Consider the following 18,988-nt stretch of genomic DNA (forward strand, 5'->3'; position numbering starts at 1 on the left):
GCCGGGGCTGAGAGCAGGCCATGGGTTCAGCCGGCCAGCGCCTGCTCCAGGTCGGCCAGGATATCGTCGATATGCTCGATGCCGACGGACAACCGGATATAGCCCTCCGAGACACCGGTCGCGAGTTGCTCCTCGGCGGAGAGCTGCGAGTGGGTGGTAGAGGCCGGATGGATGGCCAGGCTGCGCGCGTCGCCGATGTTGGCGACGTGATAGAACAGTTGCAGCGCATCGATGAACCGCCGGCCGGCCTCACGCCCCCCGGCCAGTTCGAAGCCCACCAGTCCGCCGAACCGCCCCTGCAGATAGCGATCCGCACGTTCGCGCTCTGCTCCCTGCTGGAGCGAGGGATGGATGACGCGGGTGACTTCGGCACGCTGCGCGAGGAAAGCCGCGACCTTTGCTGCATTCTCGCAATGCCGCTCGATGCGCAGCGGCAGCGTCTCCAGGCCCTGCAGGATCTGAAACGCGTTGAACGGGGAAAGCGCTGCTCCCAGATCGCGAAGCAGCACGACGCGCGCTCGCAAGGCATAGGCGATCGGGCCGAGCGGGCGTGCTGCCTCCGACCAGACGGCGCCGTGATAGCTCGGGTCGGGCGTATTGAGCAGCGGCTGGCGCTCCGGAAAGGCAGCCCAGTCGAAGGTACCGGCATCGACGATCATGCCGCCGATCGAGGTCCCATGGCCGCCGATGAACTTGGTGGTCGAATACACCACGACCGCCGCCCCATGATCGAGCGGACGCGCCAGCAGCGGCGCCGCCGTGTTGTCCACGATCAGCGGAACGCCCAGCGCGCGGCCGGCGGCTGCGATCTCCGCCATGGGCGGCACGACCAGCTTCGGGTTCGGGAGGGTCTCGAGGTACCAGGCGCGGGTCCGCTCGTCGCTGGCGCGGGCGAACGCCTCAGGGTCGCCCGGATCCACGAACCGGGTCTCGATGCCCATGTCGCGCAGCGTATTGGCAAACAGATTATAGGTACCGCCATAAAGGTCGGTGCCGCTCACGATGTTGTCGCCGGCCCGTGCGAGATTCTGCACCGCATAGGTCGAGGCGGCCTGCCCGGAGGCGACGGCGAGCGCTGCGGCCCCGCCCTCCAGCGCGGCCAGCCGCTGCTCCAGCACGGCGGTCGTCGGATTGCCGAGGCGGGTGTAGATGTTGCCGAGTTCCTTCAGCGCGAAGAGGTTCGCTGCATGGTCCGCATCGCGGAACTGGTAGGAAGTCGTCTGATAGATCGGGGGAGCCACCGCGCCTGTCGCCGGATCGGAACGCCAGCCGGCATGCAGCGCAAGGGTCTCGGGACGGTAGGTCTGTTTTGGCACGCTCTCGCCTCCTGCAAGCGTCAGCTTCATCGCTGCGGGAGTTGGATGGCAACGAAGCGCTGCGCGTCAAACTCCGAAATTCTATCCGCCGGCCAAAGCAAGCGTTGCCGTCTGCCCGCCGCTCGTCGCGCAGCCCGGCGCTTCCATCGAACGAGGACCAGCCCTGCGTCCCCATCTTAGCATTGCGTAAACCTGCGCTCGCCAAATTCCGTTTTGAATTGCAGGATGTTGGCATGTCGAGCGCGGAAATGATGGAGAGCCTCTACTGGCTCATGAGCACGATGGTGCCGGCGGCCGAGGCCTCCCTGTCACCGGTCACGCTGTTCGGTGCCTTCGGCTCGGGGACCCGCCGAGCTCGGGTCCTGACTGCGCGCGGGGAGAGCCTGGACGCGGCCTGGAGCCGGCTCGCCACAGAGATCGAGACGGCAACTGCCGGGGCCCCACCCCGCTGGCTGCGCGTCGAGAGGGTCGATCAGGTCGAACCCACCAGTTGGACGAAGCTCAAGGCCAGCCTGCGCCAGACCAAGCGCAACTATTTCCGCTACGGCATCGCGCTCGACGCGCAGTTCGAACGCGCCTTCCTGGAGCAGGAGCTCAACGCCAACGCCATGCTCTATGGCGGCAATGCCATCGCTCATGCGGTGGTGAACGAGGGCAACTTCACCATCTACGCGCGCCGGAAATACGGAGCCGCTACGCAGATCGACTTCAGCGACGAACAGCCGGTTTTTCTGTTCACGACCCAGGCGGTGTTCGCTGATGCGGACGGTAGCTGCGCGATCCTGCACGACAGCGGCCTCGAACGCGGGCGGCGGCAGCTTGATCCGCTGACGCCCGAGACGATCGAGGCCCTGGTGCGCAGCGGTGCCGGCCACCTTGCGCGCCAGGTCGGCGACGACGGCCGCTTCGTCTACGGCTACCATCCCTGCTTCGACCGGAAGATCGACGCCTACAACGCCCTGCGCCACGCCAGCTCCACCTATTCGATGATCGAGGCCTGGGAGATGCTGCGCGACCCGCAGCTCGCCGCCGCGATCGAACGCGCGCTGGGGCATCTGGTACGCGAGCTGATCCGACCAGCGACGCTCGCGGACGGCAGCGAGGCCGCGTTCCTGGTGGACGTGGGGGACGAGATCAAGCTGGGCGGCAGCGCTGTCGCGATCCTGGCGCTGGCCCGCCATGCCCAGGCGACCGGCTGCCGCGATCACCTGGCGCTGATGGAGCAGCTGGCGCTCGGCATCCGCTCCACGCAGGATCCGGCGACCGGCGCCTTCGCGCATGTGCTGCACTATCCCGACCTAGCGGTCGTCCAGCCGTTCCGCACGATCTACTATGAAGGCGAAGCCGCGTTCGCGCTGATGCGCCTCCACCAGCTGACCGGCGATCCGCGCTGGCTGGCGGTCGTCGAGCGCGCCTACGACCATTTCATCGCGGCCGAGCATTGGCGGCACCACGACCATTGGCTCGGCTATTGCACCAACGAGCTGACGCTGGTGCGGCCGGAGGAGCGCTATTTCCGCTTCGGCATCCGCAACGTCGCCGGCTATCTCGATTTTGTGCGGGACCGGATCACCACTTTCCCCACGCTGCTCGAACTGATGATGGCCGCGCATGCGATGCTGTCGCGCATCGCCGAGCTCCCGGAGCACCGCCACCTGCTCGCCGAAGTGGATATTGCGCGCTTCAACGAGGCGCTGGAGGCACGTGCGAGACACCTGCTCAACGGGCATTTCTGGCCCGAGCTGGCGATGGACTTCGCGCGCCCCGACCGCATTCTCGGCAGCTTCTTCATCCGCCACCAGGGCTTTCGTGTGCGCATCGACGACGTGGAGCATTACCTCTCCGGCCTCGTCGCCTATCACCACTATCGTACCCAGAGTCAGCCGCTGCGCCCCGCGCCGCCGGTGGAGGGCGCGTCCGGCCTCTGGGATAGGGAAAGGCTGCTGACAGCAACGGGGGGGAGCTGGCTGGTGCCGCCGCCGGCCGCTTGGTCCGCGCGCGGCGTGTGCATTCACCCGCCGACCTATCGTCCGGGCCAGCTGGCAGTGGTCCGGTCGAGCGATACCGGGCGCGGCATGCGTCCCGCGGCACTTGCCCGGCTGTCCCCGCCTCCGGCGGCAGTCATCACCGACGGGGACCTGGAGGACGTGCCGCCCGAGATGCCGTTGCTGCGGGTCGCCGACACCAGCGAGGCCGTCCTCGAACTCGGGCGAGCGGCGCGGCGCCAGATGACGGCGCCCGTGCTTGCCGTCACGGGAAGCGCGGGCAAGACGACTGCCGTCGCGATGCTCGCCCATGCGCTGGAGCCGTTCGGCCCCGTCGGGCGCAGCGCCCACAACGCGAACCTGCCGCACGGGGTTGCCTGGAACCTGGCGTCCATGCCCCCCCAGGCCAAGCATGTCGTGCTCGAACTGGCGGTCGGCCGGATGGCGCAAAGCGCGCGGCTGGCACGTCCGGACGTCGCCATCTTCACCACCATCGCACCGGCACACCTCACCAACGGCAGTAGCGTGGCCGATGTCGCCCGCACCAAAAGCGCGATCTTCCTCGGCATGGCGCCGGGTGGAACCGCCATCCTCAACCGCGACATGGACCAGTGGGACATCGTCCATGCCGCCGCCCAGGCTCGGCAGCTGAGGATCCTCCACTATGGCCGGAGCGACGATTGCGAGGTTCGCCTCCTCTCCTACGACGGAAGGACCCGAACGGTCGACGCGGTGGTGTTCGGCCGGCAGATCCGCTTCGTCCTGGGCGCCTCGGGCGAGCACATGGCGCTGAACGCGCTCGCCACCCTTGCGGCCGTGACGGCGCTCGGCCACCCGATCGAACCCGCGATCGCGGCGCTGGCCGGTTTCCGCTCGCTGCCGGGCCGTGGCGAGACGCTGCCGCTGACGATCGACGGCAAGCGGGTGACGCTGATCGACGACGCCTACAATGCCAATCCTGCCTCCATGGTCGCAGCCCTCGCCGACCTCGCGGAGCGTCCGGGCACACGACGCGTAGCGGTACTCGGCGAGATGGCGGAGCTTGGCGAAGCCGAGCAGGCGCTCCACCGGCAACTGGCGGGTGCCGTGGACCCGCGGATCGATCGCCTACACCTGCTCGGGCCCTTGTGGAGCGAATTCTGGGAGGATCTGCCCGCCCCGCAGCGTGGCTGCCACGCCCAGACGCTCCCGGCCTTGCGCGCGGTCGTACGGGCGGAGCTGCGCGACGGCGACGTGATCCTGTTCAAAGGCTCGAACAGCAAGGGCATCCACCAGATCGTGGACTGGCTGAAGGCCGAAGCGAACGGCGCCGCTCCACCGGCATCCCTGCTGCAGACGCGTGCACCCCGGCCGGCAGCGCCGCAGAGTCGGCTGCTCTTCGACTGCGAGGGCGAACGGATGGTGATCTCCGAGCAGGAGGAAGGGGCGCATCATCCCGCCGCCCTCGCGAAGCTCCTCACCCTCTGCCTGGTCGACGAGCGCCGCCGGCAGCTTGGCACCGGGGGCGAGGAACTGGTTACCCTCTCGCCGGCCGCGGCAGCGCTCGACAGCCGCTGGCGGCTCAACGCCGGGGATCGAGTTTCCGTGTCCGATCTGATGGCAGCAACCGCCATCGTCGGCGCCAACGAGGCGGCGCATGCGCTCGCCGAATGGCACAGCGGCTCGGCGGAGGCTTTCACGCGGCACATGAACGAGCGAGCGCAGGCGATCGGGATGACGTCCAGCCGCTTCGCATCGCCGAGTGGCTTGGGCACGGATCAGGCGATCACCGGGGCCGACGCCATCCGGCTGGGCATCCACGTGCTGAAGCATGCGCCGGAGGTGCATAGGCTTTCCGCAAGACCGTGGTTTGAATGGAAGGGCGCGACCTACCCCAACACCAACCGGCTGATCGGCACGCTCGCGGGAGTGAACGGGCTTCGCACGGGCAGCGTCGGCGCGCGGGCGCATCATCTGCTGCTGTCGGCCACCGACCCGTGGGGCAGGCACTGGATTGCGGCCGTACTGGGGGCGCCCACCCGTGCGGCGCGCGACGCCGCCGCGCGCGAACTGCTCAGTGCTGCGCTTCCTCCGGCGGGGACGGAAGCGGCGCCATCGCGCGCAGCGCCGCGCTGATCGCCGCGGCATCCTCGCCGCGCGCGTACAGCGCGGCGCCGGCCTTCATCGGCTCGGCCAGAAGGTGCCTGCTGCGCCCCTCCCCCCGCAGCAGGATATGCGTGGGGTGCCGTCCGGCGCTGCGCAGCCGCTCGACATAATGGCGCTGGCTGAGGAAGGGCACGATCCGGTCGCCGGGGTCCGACAGCACGAAGATATCAGGGCCCGGCCCGGCGATTTCCCCCACATGACCGATCGGGTCGTAGACGGCGTTCGGATCCTCGACCGGTCCGGCATCGCGCCGTCGTCGGGCCTGATAGGCTCGCATCACCTCCACCGCCGACACCAGGCCCGAACCGATGAAGGCTGCGGCGATGTCGCGGCGGCGGTTCACGAGTGCCGCGACCAGATGCCCCCCTCCCGACTGGCCCGCGAGGATGAAGCGCGACACGCGATAGCGTGCCTTGATCCGGTCGAGTGCGCCATCGACCAGGCGGACTTCGTCGATCCGCCGGCGCGCGCCGTGGTTGCCCGAAGATCCGTATAGCCCCGGGCGGGCAATGAAGATCGCCGGCACGCCGCCGTTGCGAGACCAGCCGGTCATCTCCTGGCGGATGTCGGCGGGCGATCGGCGTGCGTAGCTGCCGGCGATCAGCCGAACCCCGCCGCGCCCGCGCAGCAGCACATCGCCCGGCAGGTACACCAGCATCGTGCCCCCGCCGCTCCGGTTCGCCGCCGGATAGGTGCGAATGCACGCGCCGCCGCCCGGGATCGGCACCCAATAGGCGTCGGGCACTTCGGTGCAGCGCCGCCGGGTGGCGGTCGCACCGTTCAGCGCCTCACGCGCGTCGAAGGTCTGGCGACCGCGCGGGATGCGCAGGGCGGCCGGACGCTGGACTTCGTTGGGCATCAGCCGTGGTGGCATCGGGGTCTCCGCCGGGAGCGACAGGAACAAGGTCGCCGCCGGGATCCAATGCCCGAACACGCTCACCGCTCCCGCAAGGCCTCCCGCCCTCGGTTGAACGGCTTCACCAGGTATTGGAACACCGTCTTGCTGCCGGTGTGGATGTCGGCGGTCGCGACCATGCCGGGCACGATCGGGAAGCGGCGACCTTCCTTGTTCACCAGCGCGTCGCGGTCGGTGCGGATCAGCACGCGATAATATTCGACGTCCGGCTTCGCCTCGTCCTTGATGGTGTCCGGCGAGATGGTCGCGACCTGCCCCTTCAACCCGCCGTAGATGGCATAGTCATAAGCGGTGATCTTGACGCTGGCAGGCTGGTTCGGATGGATGAACGCGATGTCGCGGGGCGAGATGCGTGCCTCGACAAGAAGCTTGTCGTCCAGCGGCACGATGTCCATCAGCCGGCCATTGGGCGGGATGACGCCGCCGATAGTCGACACCTCGATGTTCTTGACGATGCCGCGCACCGGCGACCGGAGCGTCAGGCGGGCGAGCGTGTCGGCACGCCCCTTCACCACCGGCGAGAGCGTCGCCACCTCGGCATTAGCCTTCGCCAGTTCCTCGCGCGCCTGGACGATATATTCCGAGGTAAGATCCGCCTGCTTGAGCTCCAGGTCGGCCAGCTGCCGCTGCAGGCGGAGGACCTCGACGTTGCTCGAGGCACCGACTGCGATCAACCGCTGGCCGATCTGGACTTCGTTTGTCAGCAGCGCGATCGACCGCCGGAGCCAGGCGAGCGACTTGTCCAGGCTGCTTCGACGCGCCTGGTACAACCGCAGTTCCTTGGCCTTGAGCTCGGGATAGGGATCGAGCTCTCCCGGGAACACGGGCGCGGTCTGCCCGACCTCCGCCTCCAGCCGAGCGACGCTTGCGAGGGCCGCGCGGTATTTGGCCGCACTCTCCTCGAAGGTGGAGGCACTCTGGGTCGGATCGAGTTGCGCCAGGATCTGGCCCGGCTGGACGATGTCGTCCTGCTTCACCTGAAGCTTTGCCAGGATGCCGCCCTCGAGCGACTGGATCACCTGCTCGCGCGTGGAAGGCACCACCCGCCCTGCCCCGGTCGCCACTTCGTCCAGCCGCGCGAAATAGGCCCAGGCGAACAGCGCGGCCATGCACGCGACGATCACCCAGATCAGCCGCATCGCACGACCGAGACGTGCGCCGTCGGCATCGCCGAATACCCAGGCGCCATTGAGGACGTCGGCGCTCGTCGCCATCAGATCCGATCCTTTCGTACCGGCACGACCTTCGCCGGTGGACGGGGGGCACGAAGCCGTTCCAGAACCTCGTCACGCGGCCCATCGGCGACGATGCGGCCGCCCTCCACCACGATCAGCCGATCGACCAACTCCAGCGCACGGGTGCGGTGCGTGGCGATCACCACCGTTCGCGCCGCGCTCCACTCGCGGAAACGGGCGATGAAGTTCCGCTCCGTCGCCTCGTCCATCGAGGCGGTCGGTTCATCCAGCAGGATCACCGATGGATTGCGGATCAGCAGCCGGGCGAGCAGCAGCGCCTGGACCTGACCGCCCGAAAGACCGGAGCCGCCCTCGAAGATCAGATGCTCCAGGCCGCGCGGCAGGCGCCGGACGAACTCGTCCGCGCCGACGGTCGCGAGTACCGAGCGGATATCCTCGTCCGTGGCGTGCGGCGCGCCCATCAGCAGATTGTCGCGGATGGTGCCGTGGAAGAGCCGCGCGCGCTGCGACAAGAGGCTGATGTCGCGCCGCACGTCGGCCGGATCGACTTGGCCCAGCGCCACGTCGTCGATCAGCACCTCACCCGAGACCGGCTCCAGAAGGCCCGACAGCGCCTGAAGAAGCGTCGACTTGCCGGCGCCGTTGCGGCCAAGGATCGCGATCTTCTCGCCGGCCGAGATCTGGAGCCGGCTGACGGTCAGAGCGGCCGGGGACTGGGGATCGCCATAGCGAAACACCGCATCCCGCACCGCCAGGTCGCCGGCGATATGGGCCAGGTGCACGCGCGATTCCCGGTTTGGATGATCCACCGGCAGCGCCATGACCCGGTTGAGACCCCCGACGCTCGTCCGTGCCTGCTGAAGCCGGCTGAGCACCTGCGTCACCTGGGCGAGCGGAGTCATCATCCGGGACCCCAGCATGGAGGCACCCACCAGCGCGCCGGTGGTCAGGTCTCCCGCCATGACAAGGGGGGCGCCGAAGAAGATGACGGCCGCATAGACGCCCATCTGCACCGTCTGCGTCCAGGACACGAGCCGGGCGGTCAGCCCGCGCAGCCGCAACTGGGCCTCGCCGGTGACGGCGTTGAGATGGTTCCATTGCTGCTGGAAGCGCTCCTCCGCCTGGAGCGTCTTCACGTCCTCGAGGCCCTGCACGACCTCGACCAGCATCCCGCTTCGAAGCGACGCCTCGCGAGCCGCCTCGACCGCGTAGGCGCGCAGCTTCGGCTGGGCGAGAACGGCGGGAATCACCAGCAGCACCAGTGCCACCAGCGGAACCAGCACGAGGGTCCCGCCGATGAACCAGAAGATCACGAGGAACAGGAAGAAGAACGGCAGGTCCGCGATCGCAGCGACCGTGCTGGAGGTCATCAGTTCGCGCACCTGGTCCAGGTCGCGCAATTGCGCCGTGAAGCTTCCCGTCGAGACCGGCCGTGCCCGGTTGCGGACGCGCAGGGCGTGCCCGAATACCCGGTCCGAAATGCGCAGGTCCGCGCGTTTCCCCAAGAGGTCGATGACGCCCGTGCGCAGCTGCCGCAGCACGAAGTCGAAGCCGATCGCCAGGAGCACGCCGGCGAACAGCACATAAAGGGTCGGGAAGGACTCCGCCGGCACGACGCGGTCATAGACTTGCATCGAAAACAGCACGCCGGTCAGGCCCAGCAGATGCACCAGCAGCGATGCGGCTAGCACCGGGACATAGGCGCGGCGTTCCTGAAAGGCGAGCTTCGACAGCCACCTGGGCTCGAACGGCTCGACATAGGCGTCCACCCGGGCGTCCGGCATGCCGCGCGCCGGACGCGCCAGTACCACCATCTCGGCGGCCTGCCGGAGCTCGGCAAGCTGAACCGTGGTCGGAAGCTCCCCCGGCCCGCCCATTAGGAAGCTCGCCTCGCCCCCTTCGCTGGCGCCGGTCAGCACGCCGACCTGTCCGTCGCGAAGCTGGACGATCATCGGAAGGCGCCAGGGCGAAAGCTCGCCATCGAGCGCAGTAGCCCCATCGAACTTCACCCGCAGCCCCATGCGGCCAGCGAGGTTCGCGATCCGGTCGCGTGGCTCGGTCGCCGCGTCCCATGCGGCCGACAGGCGCGCTGCCTGCATCGATTGCGGAAGGCGGAACTGGGTGGCGACCTGCCGGAGCGCGGCGACCCAGCGTTCCGTCATCTCCGCCGCAGCGGAGTCGTTCGCCGCCTCCTCCATTGCGCCCGCGCCAGCGATAGGCTCGAACTTCATAAGGTCACTCCGCGAACCCGCATGCCGCTAAGCGCGAAGCGGTCCCGGGCCTCACCCTTGTTGAACATGCAGTCGATCCCCAGCCGCCGCAGGTCGTGCTCGGCGTTCACGCCGTCGAACAGCACCTGGTGCAGTTCCTGCTCCGCGTTCAGCAGGTCGATCAGCGTGCGCGTACCCATTTCCAGATACTGCAGGCGGTAGAGTTTGCCGGTCTCGCGCATCATCGCTTCCCGGGTCTCCAGCGAGGCCCGCCGCTGGCGCAGGCTCGGTATCTGCTGGCGGGCCTCTGCCAGCGCGCGCTCGGCATCGAGGTTGCTCGCCTCCACCGCTGCGGCTGCCGCGCGCAGCGATTGCTCCGCACCGGCCCGCCGGGCCCGCGACGCCCCGCCCTGGAACAGGCTGCTGGAGAGCGACAGCCCGAAATTATAATTGCTGCTGGTCGAGATCGGGTCGCGCAAATCCGCAGCGGCACCTGCGTCGAGGGACAGCGTCGGAAGCGCATCGGCGCGGCTGCGGCGAAGGCGTGCCGTCGCCTCCTCGCGGCGCGCACTCGCCTCCTGGACGGTCGGCACCTGCGCCCAGTCGGGGTCCGGCCCCTCGCACACCCGGTCGAGCCACGCGGGCGATTGGGATCGCACGAGCGCAACCGGGCCCTTGCTGCCGATCAGATAACCCAGAACCCCGCGCCACCGCTCCAGCTGGGCGCGGATCTCCAGCACGGAGACGCGCGCCGCCTCCACCCGTGCCTCCGCCTGCACCGCGTCCGAACGGGTGCTGGCGCCGTTTCGGGTGCGGTGCTGGACCAGCGTGTTGATCGCGAGCACGCTTTCGAGCTGGGCGTCCGCAACTGTGAGCAGCGCCTCGTGCCGCTGGATCTCGATGACGACCTGGGCGGTGTCGCGCACCAGGCTGTCCACCGCCAGCAACAGCTGCGCGCGGCTGACTTCCACGCCTGCCCGCGCCGCGGCCACGTCGCTGGACACCTTTCCGAAGTCGACGATCATCTGCGAGACGGAGAGCTGCGGACGCGGAAGCCACGCGGTGTTGCGCAGGCGGTTGTCGTATTGCGTGCCGACGCCGCCGCGGATCGTGGGATAATAGCCGGCGCGCGCGACGCGGACCTCCGCCTCGTTCGCGCCGATCCTCGCCACCGCCTCTTCGATCGAAGGGTTCCATTCGACTGCCCGGCGGACCGCCACGTCCAGCGACAACGCGCCGAGCGGCTCGAGACCCGGCGGCGCCGGGGGGCCGATCGTCGGGGCGGGCACTCCCTCCTGCGCATAGGCCAGGGGGAACGTCCCGCTCCCGATCATCGCGAGGCCGACCGCCGCGGCGAACCACCGCCGGCAGCGGGATGGCTGCCGGCGGTGGACGTTGCTGACCTGTGATGGCCCTTGGTCAGACGTGGGAAGCGGCATTCGCCCACGGATCGTGCAAGGGACTTTCGACCAGGATCACCGGCTCGATCTCGACGGCTACGGCCGTTTCGACATGTGGATTGTCGGCTGCGTCCGGGGTCGCCGACGGGTCGATCTGCTCGTTCGCCACGGGCTCGATCTGGAGCACGTCCTCGAACGCCGGCAGGGTAACCCCATCGCCATCGAGCCCGACGAGGGCGGTGTGCGTGTCCTCGCCTCCGGTCTGAACAGACAGATCGTCCACTCCGGCCAGCACCACGGTGTCCCCATGGAGTTCCAGCAGGGTCGGATCCGGCATACCCGTATCGTCCGCCGGAAGCGTCATTCCTGCCGCGTCCGACGGCAGCCGGGCCTCATGTCCGATGTCCGTCGACAGGGACAGCGCGGTCAGTCCGTCCAGAAGGACGACGTCGGCATGCAGGTCCAGCAACGCTGCTTCATTCGGCTGCACCTCCTCCGCCACCAAGACGTCGGCCGTCGCCTGCCCGATGGTGACCGCCAGTTCAGCGGTGACCGCGTCGCCGTTGGGGTGCACGAGCTGGTAGGTGAAGCGGTCCGTCTCGCCGATGCCCGCATCATCCTCGAATGGCGTGTAGGTGAAGTCGCCGTTTGCCTGGATGACCAGGACACCATGGTCACCGACGACCCGCTCGCCGCCGAAGCCTGGAGCCACGTACACGCCCTCACCCTGCTCGATACGCAGCACTGTTTGCTCCGAGCCCAGGAAGTCCTGGTCTGCGCCCGTGAGCACGTTGCCGGTCGTCGCAACGACATCGCGCGCCTCAAGCTCGTTCAGATAGGTCGTCTGCACCGTAGCCGAGCCGGTGATGGTCGTGATCAAGCCCAGCCCGCCGTTCGAAACCGTCACGCGGTAGCTGCCGGCCGTGAGATCGTCGATCACGGCTCGAACACCGCCGCCGGTTAGACCGACGAGGTCGATCAGCGAACCCCCGCTGCCGTCGGTGACGGTGACCCAGCGGCCGTTGGTGAACTGCTGAAGCGTGAACGTCGTATTCCCCAACAAGTTGAGGACGGAACTGGAACGCACATCCAGCGTGAAGTCCGCGGTAGTGTTTTCCGAGACGGCGAAATCGTAGGTGTCCCGGCCGCCAGTGAGGACGCTGGTATAGCCGATCGCATTGGCGTTGGTCGTCGGATCGCCGACCCGCGGCCCGAGCACGATGCCCGCTTCCGCGGTGTCGCCGACGGCCACAACCGCGGTGCCGGGCGCACCAAAGTCGATATCATCCCAAATGATGTCTGCGTCGGGGCTATCCAGGCGAACGTTCAGGGTCGCTTCGGACGATCCGTCCGGGCCGGTCAGCCGGTAGCCGAAGCTGTCGACCTGACCGATGTCGCCCGCCTCCACATCCGGCGTGTAGGTGAAGCTGCCGTCGGGATTGATCTCCAGTATCCCGAACTCGCCCGTGACTTCCGTCCCTGCCGTGACCGCAACATAGGTGCCGCCGACGAGCACCTCCAGCACCGCCCCGTCGCCAGGACCGCGCTCGTCTGCCAGGCCGGCATCCGACGCGGCGAACACGTTGCCGGTTACGGCGGGGGCGCTGACCACCTCGAAGTTCGTGAGGCTGGTGTCGGCCAGCTCGGCCGTCAGGTTTACGGTCGTTCCGATGCCCAGCGTACCGCCGCCGCCGTAGGTCAGGCGATAGTTGCCGGCCTGGAGATCCTCCGCAGTTACCGTGAAGCCACGCCCGGCAACAGTGAGCAGGTCCAGCACCCCGCCTTGAGAGGCGTCGCCCACCCGCACCCAGCCGGTGTCCGTCTGCACCTCCAGCACGGCCGTGGCGTTGGGCAGCACGCCCGCAAGGCCGCCGACGGTCACCTCGAAGGTCGCGTCCGTCACCGCTCCTGACGGCACCTCGAAGAGGAAGCTGTCGGAGAAGCTCCCGACATTCAGCGTGACGGACGTGCCGTCCGTTTCCAAACGCGTGGTAACCTCCGGGGTGACATCCACCTGGACCGTCACGACGTCGTCGTAAGCCACGACGTCGGCGTCAGCGTCGGCATCGGCGTCGGCATCAGCATCGGCGTCGGCATCCGCGTCAGCGTCAGCATCCGCATCCGCATCCGCGTCGGCATCGGCATCGGCATCAGCATCGGCATCCGCGTCGGCATCAGCATCCGCGTCCGCATCGGCATCGGCATCTGCGTCGGCATCAGCATCCGCATCGGCATCAGCGTCAGCATCGGCGTCAGCATCGGCGTCCGCATCCGCATCCGCGTCGGCGTCAGCATCCGCGTCGGCGTCAGCATCAGCGTCGGCATCCGCGTCGGCGTCGGCGTCGGCATCCGCGTCGGCATCAGCATCCGCGTCAGCATCGGCGTCGGCATCTGCGTCGGCATCAGCGTCAGCGTCGGCGTCCGCATCCGCATCCGCATCCGCATCAGCATCCGCATCAGCGTCAGCATCAGCATCCGCGTCAGCGTCGGCGTCCGCATCCGCATCCGCGTCGGCGTCGGCATCGGCATCGGCATCAGCATCCGCATCCGCATCCGCATCCGCATCCGCATCCGCGTCAGCATCCGCATCAGCGTCAGCATCAGCATCCGCATCAGCGTCAGCATCAGCATCCGCATCAGCGTCAGCATCAGCATCCGCATCAGCGTCAGCATCAGCATCCGCATCGGCATCTGCGTCTGCATCAGCGTCGGCGTCGGCATCCGCATCGGCATCAGCGTCAGCGTCAGCGTCAGCATCGGCGTCAGCATCGGCATCGGCATCGGCATCGGCATCCGCGTCAGCGTCAGCGTCAGCATCTGCATCAGCGTCGGCGTCAGCGTCAGCGTCGGCATCGGCATCGGCATCGGCGTCGGCATCAGCGTCCGCGTCGGCGTCCGCATCCGCGTCAGCATCGGCGTCCGCATCCGCGTCGGCGTCGGCATCCGCGTCAGCATCAGCGTCGGCGTCGGCATCCGCGTCAGCATCAGCGTCCGCGTCCGCGTCCGCGTCGGCGTCCGCATCGGCGTCCGCATCAGCGTCAGCATCGGCATCCGCGTCCGCATCAGCGTCGGCATCCGCATCCGCGTCAGCGTCCGCATCGGCGTCGGCATCAGCGTCGGCGTCAGCGTCAGCGTCGGCATCGGCATCGGCATCGGCATCGGCGTCGGCATCAGCGTCCGCGTCGGCGTCCGCATCCGCGTCAGCATCGGCGTCCGCATCCGCGTCGGCGTCGGCATCCGCGTCAGCATCAGCGTCGGCGTCGGCGTCGGCATCCGCGTCAGCATCAGCGTCCGCGTCCGCGTCCGCGTCGGCATCGGCGTCCGCATCAGCGTCAGCATCGGCATCCGCGTCCGCATCAGCGTCGGCATCCGCATCCGCGTCAGCGTCCGCATCGGCGTCGGCATCAGCGTCCGCGTCGGCGTCCGCATCCGCGTCAGCGTCGGCGTCGGCGTCAGCGTCCGCATCGGCATCAGCGTCCGCATCCGCGTCAGCGTCCGCATCGGCATCGGCGTCGGCGTCGGCATCAGCGTCCGCGTCGGCGTCCGCATCCGCGTCCGCATCCGCATCGGCGTCCGCATCCGCATCCGCATCGGCGTCCGCGTCGGCGTCCGCATCGGCGTCCGCGTCCGCGTCAGCATCGGCGTCGGCGTCCGCATCCGCGTCAGCGTCCGCATCGGCGTCGGCATCTGCGTCGGCGTCCGCATCCGCATCCGCGTCAGCGTCGGCATCTGCGTCCGCGTCGGCGTCGGCGTCGGCGTCCGCATCCGCGTCAGCATCGGCGTCCGCATCCGCATCGGCGTCCGCGTCCGCATCGGCGTCCGCGTCGGCGTCGGCGTCCGCATCCGCATCCGCGTCAGCATCGGCGTCCGCATCCGCGTCAGCATCGGCGTCCGCATCCGCGTCAGCGTCAGCGTCGGCGTCCGCATCCGCATCCGCGTCAGCATCCGCGTCAGCGTCAGCATCGGCATCCGCGTCGGCATCCGCGTCGGCATCCGCGTCGGCATCGGCATCAGCATCCGCGTCCGCATCGGCGTCGGCGTCGGCGTCCGCATCCGCATCCGCGTCAGCGTCAGCGTCAGCATCGGCGTCCGCGTCGGCGTCCGCATCCGCGTCAGCATCCGCGTCAGCGTCGGCGTCAGCGTCCGCATCCGCGTCCGCATCGGCATCAGCGTCCGCGTCGGCGTCCGCATCCGCATCAGCATCAGCATCAGCATCAGCATCAGCATCAGCATCAGCGTCAGCGTCCGCATCCGCATCCGCATCGGCATCGGCATCCGCGTCAGCATCAGCGTCAGCGTCAGCGTCAGCGTCAGCATCGGCATCCGCGTCAGCATCCGCGTCGGCATCTGCGTCGGCGTCGGCATCAGCATCCGCGTCCGCATCGGCGTCGGCGTCGGCGTCGGCATCCGCGTCAGCGTCAGCATCGGCGTCCGCATCCGCATCCGCGTCAGCGTCGGCGTCAGCGTCCGCATCCGCGTCCGCATCGGCATCAGCGTCCGCGTCGGCGTCCGCATCCGCATCAGCGTCCGCATCCGCATCCGCATCGGCATCGGCATCGGCATCGGCGTCCGCATCGGCATCCGCGTCCGCATCAGCGTCGGCGTCGGCATCCGCGTCGGCATCGGCATCAGCATCGGCGTCCGCGTCGGCGTCCGCATCCGCGTCAGCATCGGCGTCCGCATCCGCGTCAGCATCGGCGTCCGCATCCGCGTCAGCATCGGCGTCCGCATCCGCGTCCGCATCCGCGTCCGCGTCGGCGTCCGCATCCGCATCCGCATCCGCGTCAGCATCCGCATCCGCATCCGCATCCGCGTCAGCGTCCGCATCCGCGTCAGCGTCAGCGTCAGCGTCAGCGTCGGCGTCGGCGTCAGCGTCCGCGTCGGCGTCCGCATCAGCATCAGCATCCGAATCTTCGGAATCGTCGCCGGTGATGGCGCCTCCGACCAGGCCACCAGCAAAGCCTGCGGCAATGCCGGCCAGCGGGCCTGCGAACGCACCCAGGCCACTCGCCGCGCCAGCGCCTACGGCGCCGCCAACCAACTGGTCGCCGGCGGCAATCTCGATGAAGCTGAAATCCGTGCCCCCCGCTGGTGCGCGGGCAAGCCAGACGTGGCCGTCGCTCCCCTGCAGCAGCAGGTCCCTGGGCGTTCCATCCGTGGCGGGCGTGTAGAAATTTTCAACGCGCGTGGTCCCGCCATCCTGCAGGCGGACCACCAGCGCATCTCCCTCGCGCGCGAAGCCGGCGACTTCAGCGGGCGCATAGGGAAGTTTTACGACGCCGCTCGTTCCTGGAGTGAGGGTGGTCGTGCCAGCAGGATTGGCATCGGCAGCGACAGGATCACTCGTCTGTGCACTCACGGCTCGTCATCTCCCTCTTGGTCCCAAGCTCCCGCCGAACGGCGGTCCAGGGTACGGTCTTCGACGGCTCACGCCGCCTGCGGGGGCAACGACCGTCTTGCCCGAACGCGCATTCGCGCTCGGGAGCGGTCGCCCTTCCAGCGACCTATGTATTTGGAGAGAAATGCCGATCCTATTGGACCAAGCCCCTACGTGACTACGTAGAAGAGGACACCGGCTTTTACTTTTGGGAAACCATGCGAGTATTGTCGCCGCTCAGGTCAACCCCGCCGATGCGGCCAGTGCCATGGCTTCGGACATGGTTCCGACCTGAAGCTTGTCCTTGATGTTGGCGCGGTGCACCTCGATCGTGCGGGGGCTGAGGCCAAGCTCCTTGGCGATGAGCTTGCTGCTCAAACCGGTAAGCAGGCGGGTGAGCACCTCCCGCTCGCGCGGCGACAGTGCGGCAAGGCGTTCGCGGGCGGATTGCGCCCCGGCCGCGTTCGCTTCCTTCCGTTCTGTCAGTGCGTGAAGCGCCTCCCGCACCGTTCGCAGCATCTGCTCCTCCGCGCCCCCGGTTTCGGGAAGCACATCGAACGCACCCATCTTCATCAGCGAGCGTACCTCCTGCGCGTCGCCATGCTCGGGAGTGAGGGCGATGGTGCGGAACGCCGAACGACGCGCGCCCAACGCGCCCAGGATCCGGCCCAAGCTGTTGGGCGCACTGGGAACGCAGAACAGGATGCAGCCCGCCTGCAGGGCGCTCGCAATCTTCACGAACTGGTCAACGGTGTCGAAGATCCGGGGTTTGAAGCCGCGCCGCCAGAAGCGACCGGCTAGCCGCGCCTCGTCCCCAGGCTCGAACCCCACCAGATAGACCTGCTGGTGGTCTGGCGCATCGATCCGTTCGGCGATGCCACCGATGCTGCGAATGTTGCCCGCGCTGTCCGATACTGCGAACAGCGTCTCCCGTAGCTTCCGGATCTGGCCTTCGTCGCCGATGACCCGATATTCCTCGCATATCAGTTCACCTGCTTGCAGGCGCGGCAGGAAGTCGATCTGCTGGTCCCGATCGTCGGGATGAACGGTCGCCAACCAATCGTTCCAACTTCGGATCTGCGAGCCCGTCTGTTCTCCCCAAAGGTGCGCGGTGTCGCCAGCTAGATATTCGATCTGCTGACTTTCGACGTCGACGATCCAGAGCACCTTGTGGCTGGAGTGCGCGAACGTCTCAAACAATTCCTCCTTCGAGTGCATCGACTCCATGGCGAGATGCCAATCATGCACATCGGTCGCAGCACTGTACCAGCCCTCGATCTCGCCGTCCGATCCCACCTCCGGTTCGGACCGCACCAGCACCCAACGGTACTGACCATCGGCGCGCCGCAGCCGGTGGCGGCTTTCGAAGATGGTGCGTCGGGAAAGCGCCTTTTCGAATCGCAGGCGGATGGCCTGGACGTCGTCCGGGTGAACGATCGAGGGCCAATCGTCCCCGATGGTGGTGGGATCGACACCCAGGAAGTCGATCATCCGCTGGTTCGCCCAGGCGACCTGGTTGGGAATCCGCGTCACCCAAAGCATTTCGGGCACCAGGGCGCTGAACCGCTGCAGTTCGTGCGCCTGATGCACCGCTTCCTGCTCTGCCAGGAGCAGCTTGGTGGTTTCCCACGCGGTGACAAGCACGCCCGCCACACGGTCGCTGGCGTAGCGCACGGGCGAAACGGAGAAGGTCCACCAGGTCTTCTCGGGGCCGCTCCCCCGCTCCAGCTCCAGCGCCAGATTTTCGTGAAAGCTCGCATCGCCGCGCATCGCGGCCCCGATGATCTCGCGGACCTCGTCCCAGGTCTCTGCCCATATCTCCCGAAAGGAGCGCCCCAGCGCATCGGGCTTCTTGCCAAGCACCCCCATGTAGGCGTCGTTGAAGAAGGCAAGGAGATCGTCGCCCCATACGAGGCATTGCGGGAAAGCCGAGTCCAGAATCAGGCCCAGCGTCGTGGTGAGTTCCAGCGGCCAATGCTGGCGCAGCCCCAGGGCGGTCGACGACCAGTCCTTTTCGCGGATACGAGCCGCCATCAAGCTATTGCCGAGCTGCAGCGGGACCTCCCTTGATCATCTTTCTCTCCCGTTTTCGGCCAATGCTCGCATCAACGAAGAAGATGTCAACGTGCTCCGCGGGACTACGAAGCCCCAACACGGCTGCGGCTTGCGGCGTGTCGGCCGCGGCGCCGAAGCCGGGGATCTGCACAGCCGTTTCCAGGCGCCAATGGCCGCTTCCGCATCAGCGAGCCGCCGACCCCGGACGCAACAAAGCCCGCGAGGTCGTTGGACCTGGCGGGCTTTGCTGTGTGTTGAGTGTTGGTTGCGGGGACAGGATTTGAACCTGTGACCTTCAGGTTATGAGCCTGACGAGCTACCGGGCTGCTCCACCCCGCGCCAATTGCGAGCGTTGGCTTCAGGGCGCTTTTTCCGAAAGGCGGGAGCC

Annotated in this window: 8 protein-coding genes and 1 tRNA gene; 1 reads left to right on the top strand and 8 read right to left on the bottom strand. The window is 68.1% G+C overall.

The genetic code is table 11. The annotated features are described in order from the left end of the window. Window positions 1–26 precede the first annotated feature (26 nt). Window positions 27–1,316, bottom strand: coding sequence for an O-acetylhomoserine aminocarboxypropyltransferase/cysteine synthase family protein (locus EO081_RS08130; RefSeq protein WP_240697590.1), 1,290 nt, complete (start codon window positions 1,314–1,316; stop codon window positions 27–29). Between the two features lie 233 nt (window positions 1,317–1,549). Between EO081_RS08130 and EO081_RS08135 the strand changes: the two genes are divergently transcribed. Further along, window positions 1,550–5,416 carry a Mur ligase family protein gene (locus tag EO081_RS08135; RefSeq protein ID WP_129341333.1) on the top strand — a complete coding sequence of 1,289 codons (3,867 nt, stop codon included), beginning with the start codon at window positions 1,550–1,552 and terminating at the stop codon, window positions 5,414–5,416. Here the strand turns inward: EO081_RS08135 and EO081_RS08140 are convergent. From EO081_RS08140 to EO081_RS08170, 7 genes are all read right to left on the bottom strand, one after another. After that, window positions 5,355–6,380 (bottom strand): alpha/beta hydrolase family protein, encoded by a 1,026-nt coding sequence (locus tag EO081_RS08140; RefSeq protein WP_129341334.1) that lies wholly within the window; start codon window positions 6,378–6,380, stop codon window positions 5,355–5,357. The genes EO081_RS08135 and EO081_RS08140 overlap by 62 nt on opposite strands. A gap of 2 nt (window positions 6,381–6,382) precedes the next feature. Beyond that, window positions 6,383–7,576 (bottom strand): beta-barrel domain-containing protein, encoded by a 1,194-nt coding sequence (locus tag EO081_RS08145; protein WP_129341335.1) that lies wholly within the window; start codon window positions 7,574–7,576, stop codon window positions 6,383–6,385. Continuing rightward, complete coding sequence (locus EO081_RS08150; RefSeq protein WP_129341336.1) at window positions 7,576–9,789, bottom strand: type I secretion system permease/ATPase; 2,214 nt, start codon at window positions 9,787–9,789, stop codon at window positions 7,576–7,578. Before EO081_RS08150 ends, EO081_RS08145 begins: the two co-directional genes overlap by 1 nt. Beyond that, window positions 9,786–11,057 (bottom strand): TolC family protein, encoded by a 1,272-nt coding sequence (locus tag EO081_RS08155; protein ID WP_240697591.1) that lies wholly within the window; start codon window positions 11,055–11,057, stop codon window positions 9,786–9,788. The genes EO081_RS08150 and EO081_RS08155 overlap by 4 nt, the downstream gene beginning before the upstream one ends. 130 nt (window positions 11,058–11,187) lie before the next feature. Further along, window positions 11,188–16,527, bottom strand: coding sequence for a BapA/Bap/LapF family large adhesin (locus EO081_RS08160; protein ID WP_129341338.1), 5,340 nt, complete (start codon window positions 16,525–16,527; stop codon window positions 11,188–11,190). 255 nt (window positions 16,528–16,782) lie between these two features. After that, window positions 16,783–18,579, bottom strand: a complete 1,797-nt coding sequence (locus EO081_RS08165) for a PAS domain-containing protein (RefSeq protein WP_129341339.1) — start codon at window positions 18,577–18,579, stop codon at window positions 16,783–16,785. Between the two features lie 283 nt (window positions 18,580–18,862). Beyond that, a tRNA-Met gene (locus tag EO081_RS08170) sits at window positions 18,863–18,939 on the bottom strand. Between the last annotated feature and the right edge of the window lie 49 nt (window positions 18,940–18,988).

The sequence above is a fragment of the Sphingomonas desiccabilis genome, from assembly GCF_004135605.1.
Taxonomy (GTDB): domain Bacteria; phylum Pseudomonadota; class Alphaproteobacteria; order Sphingomonadales; family Sphingomonadaceae; genus Sphingomonas; species Sphingomonas desiccabilis.

Bases quoted from the DNA above. Each gene is read 5' to 3' on its own strand.
- EO081_RS08165 (WP_129341339.1), bottom strand. From the start codon at position 18,579: ATGGCGGCTCGTATCCGCGAAAAGGACTGGTCGTCGACCGCCCTGGGG.
- EO081_RS08145 (WP_129341335.1), bottom strand. From the start codon at position 7,576: ATGGCGACGAGCGCCGACGTCCTCAATGGCGCCTGGGTATTCGGCGAT.
- EO081_RS08150 (WP_129341336.1), bottom strand. From the start codon at position 9,789: ATGAAGTTCGAGCCTATCGCTGGCGCGGGCGCAATGGAGGAGGCGGCG.
- EO081_RS08135 (WP_129341333.1), top strand. From the start codon at position 1,550: ATGTCGAGCGCGGAAATGATGGAGAGCCTCTACTGGCTCATGAGCACG.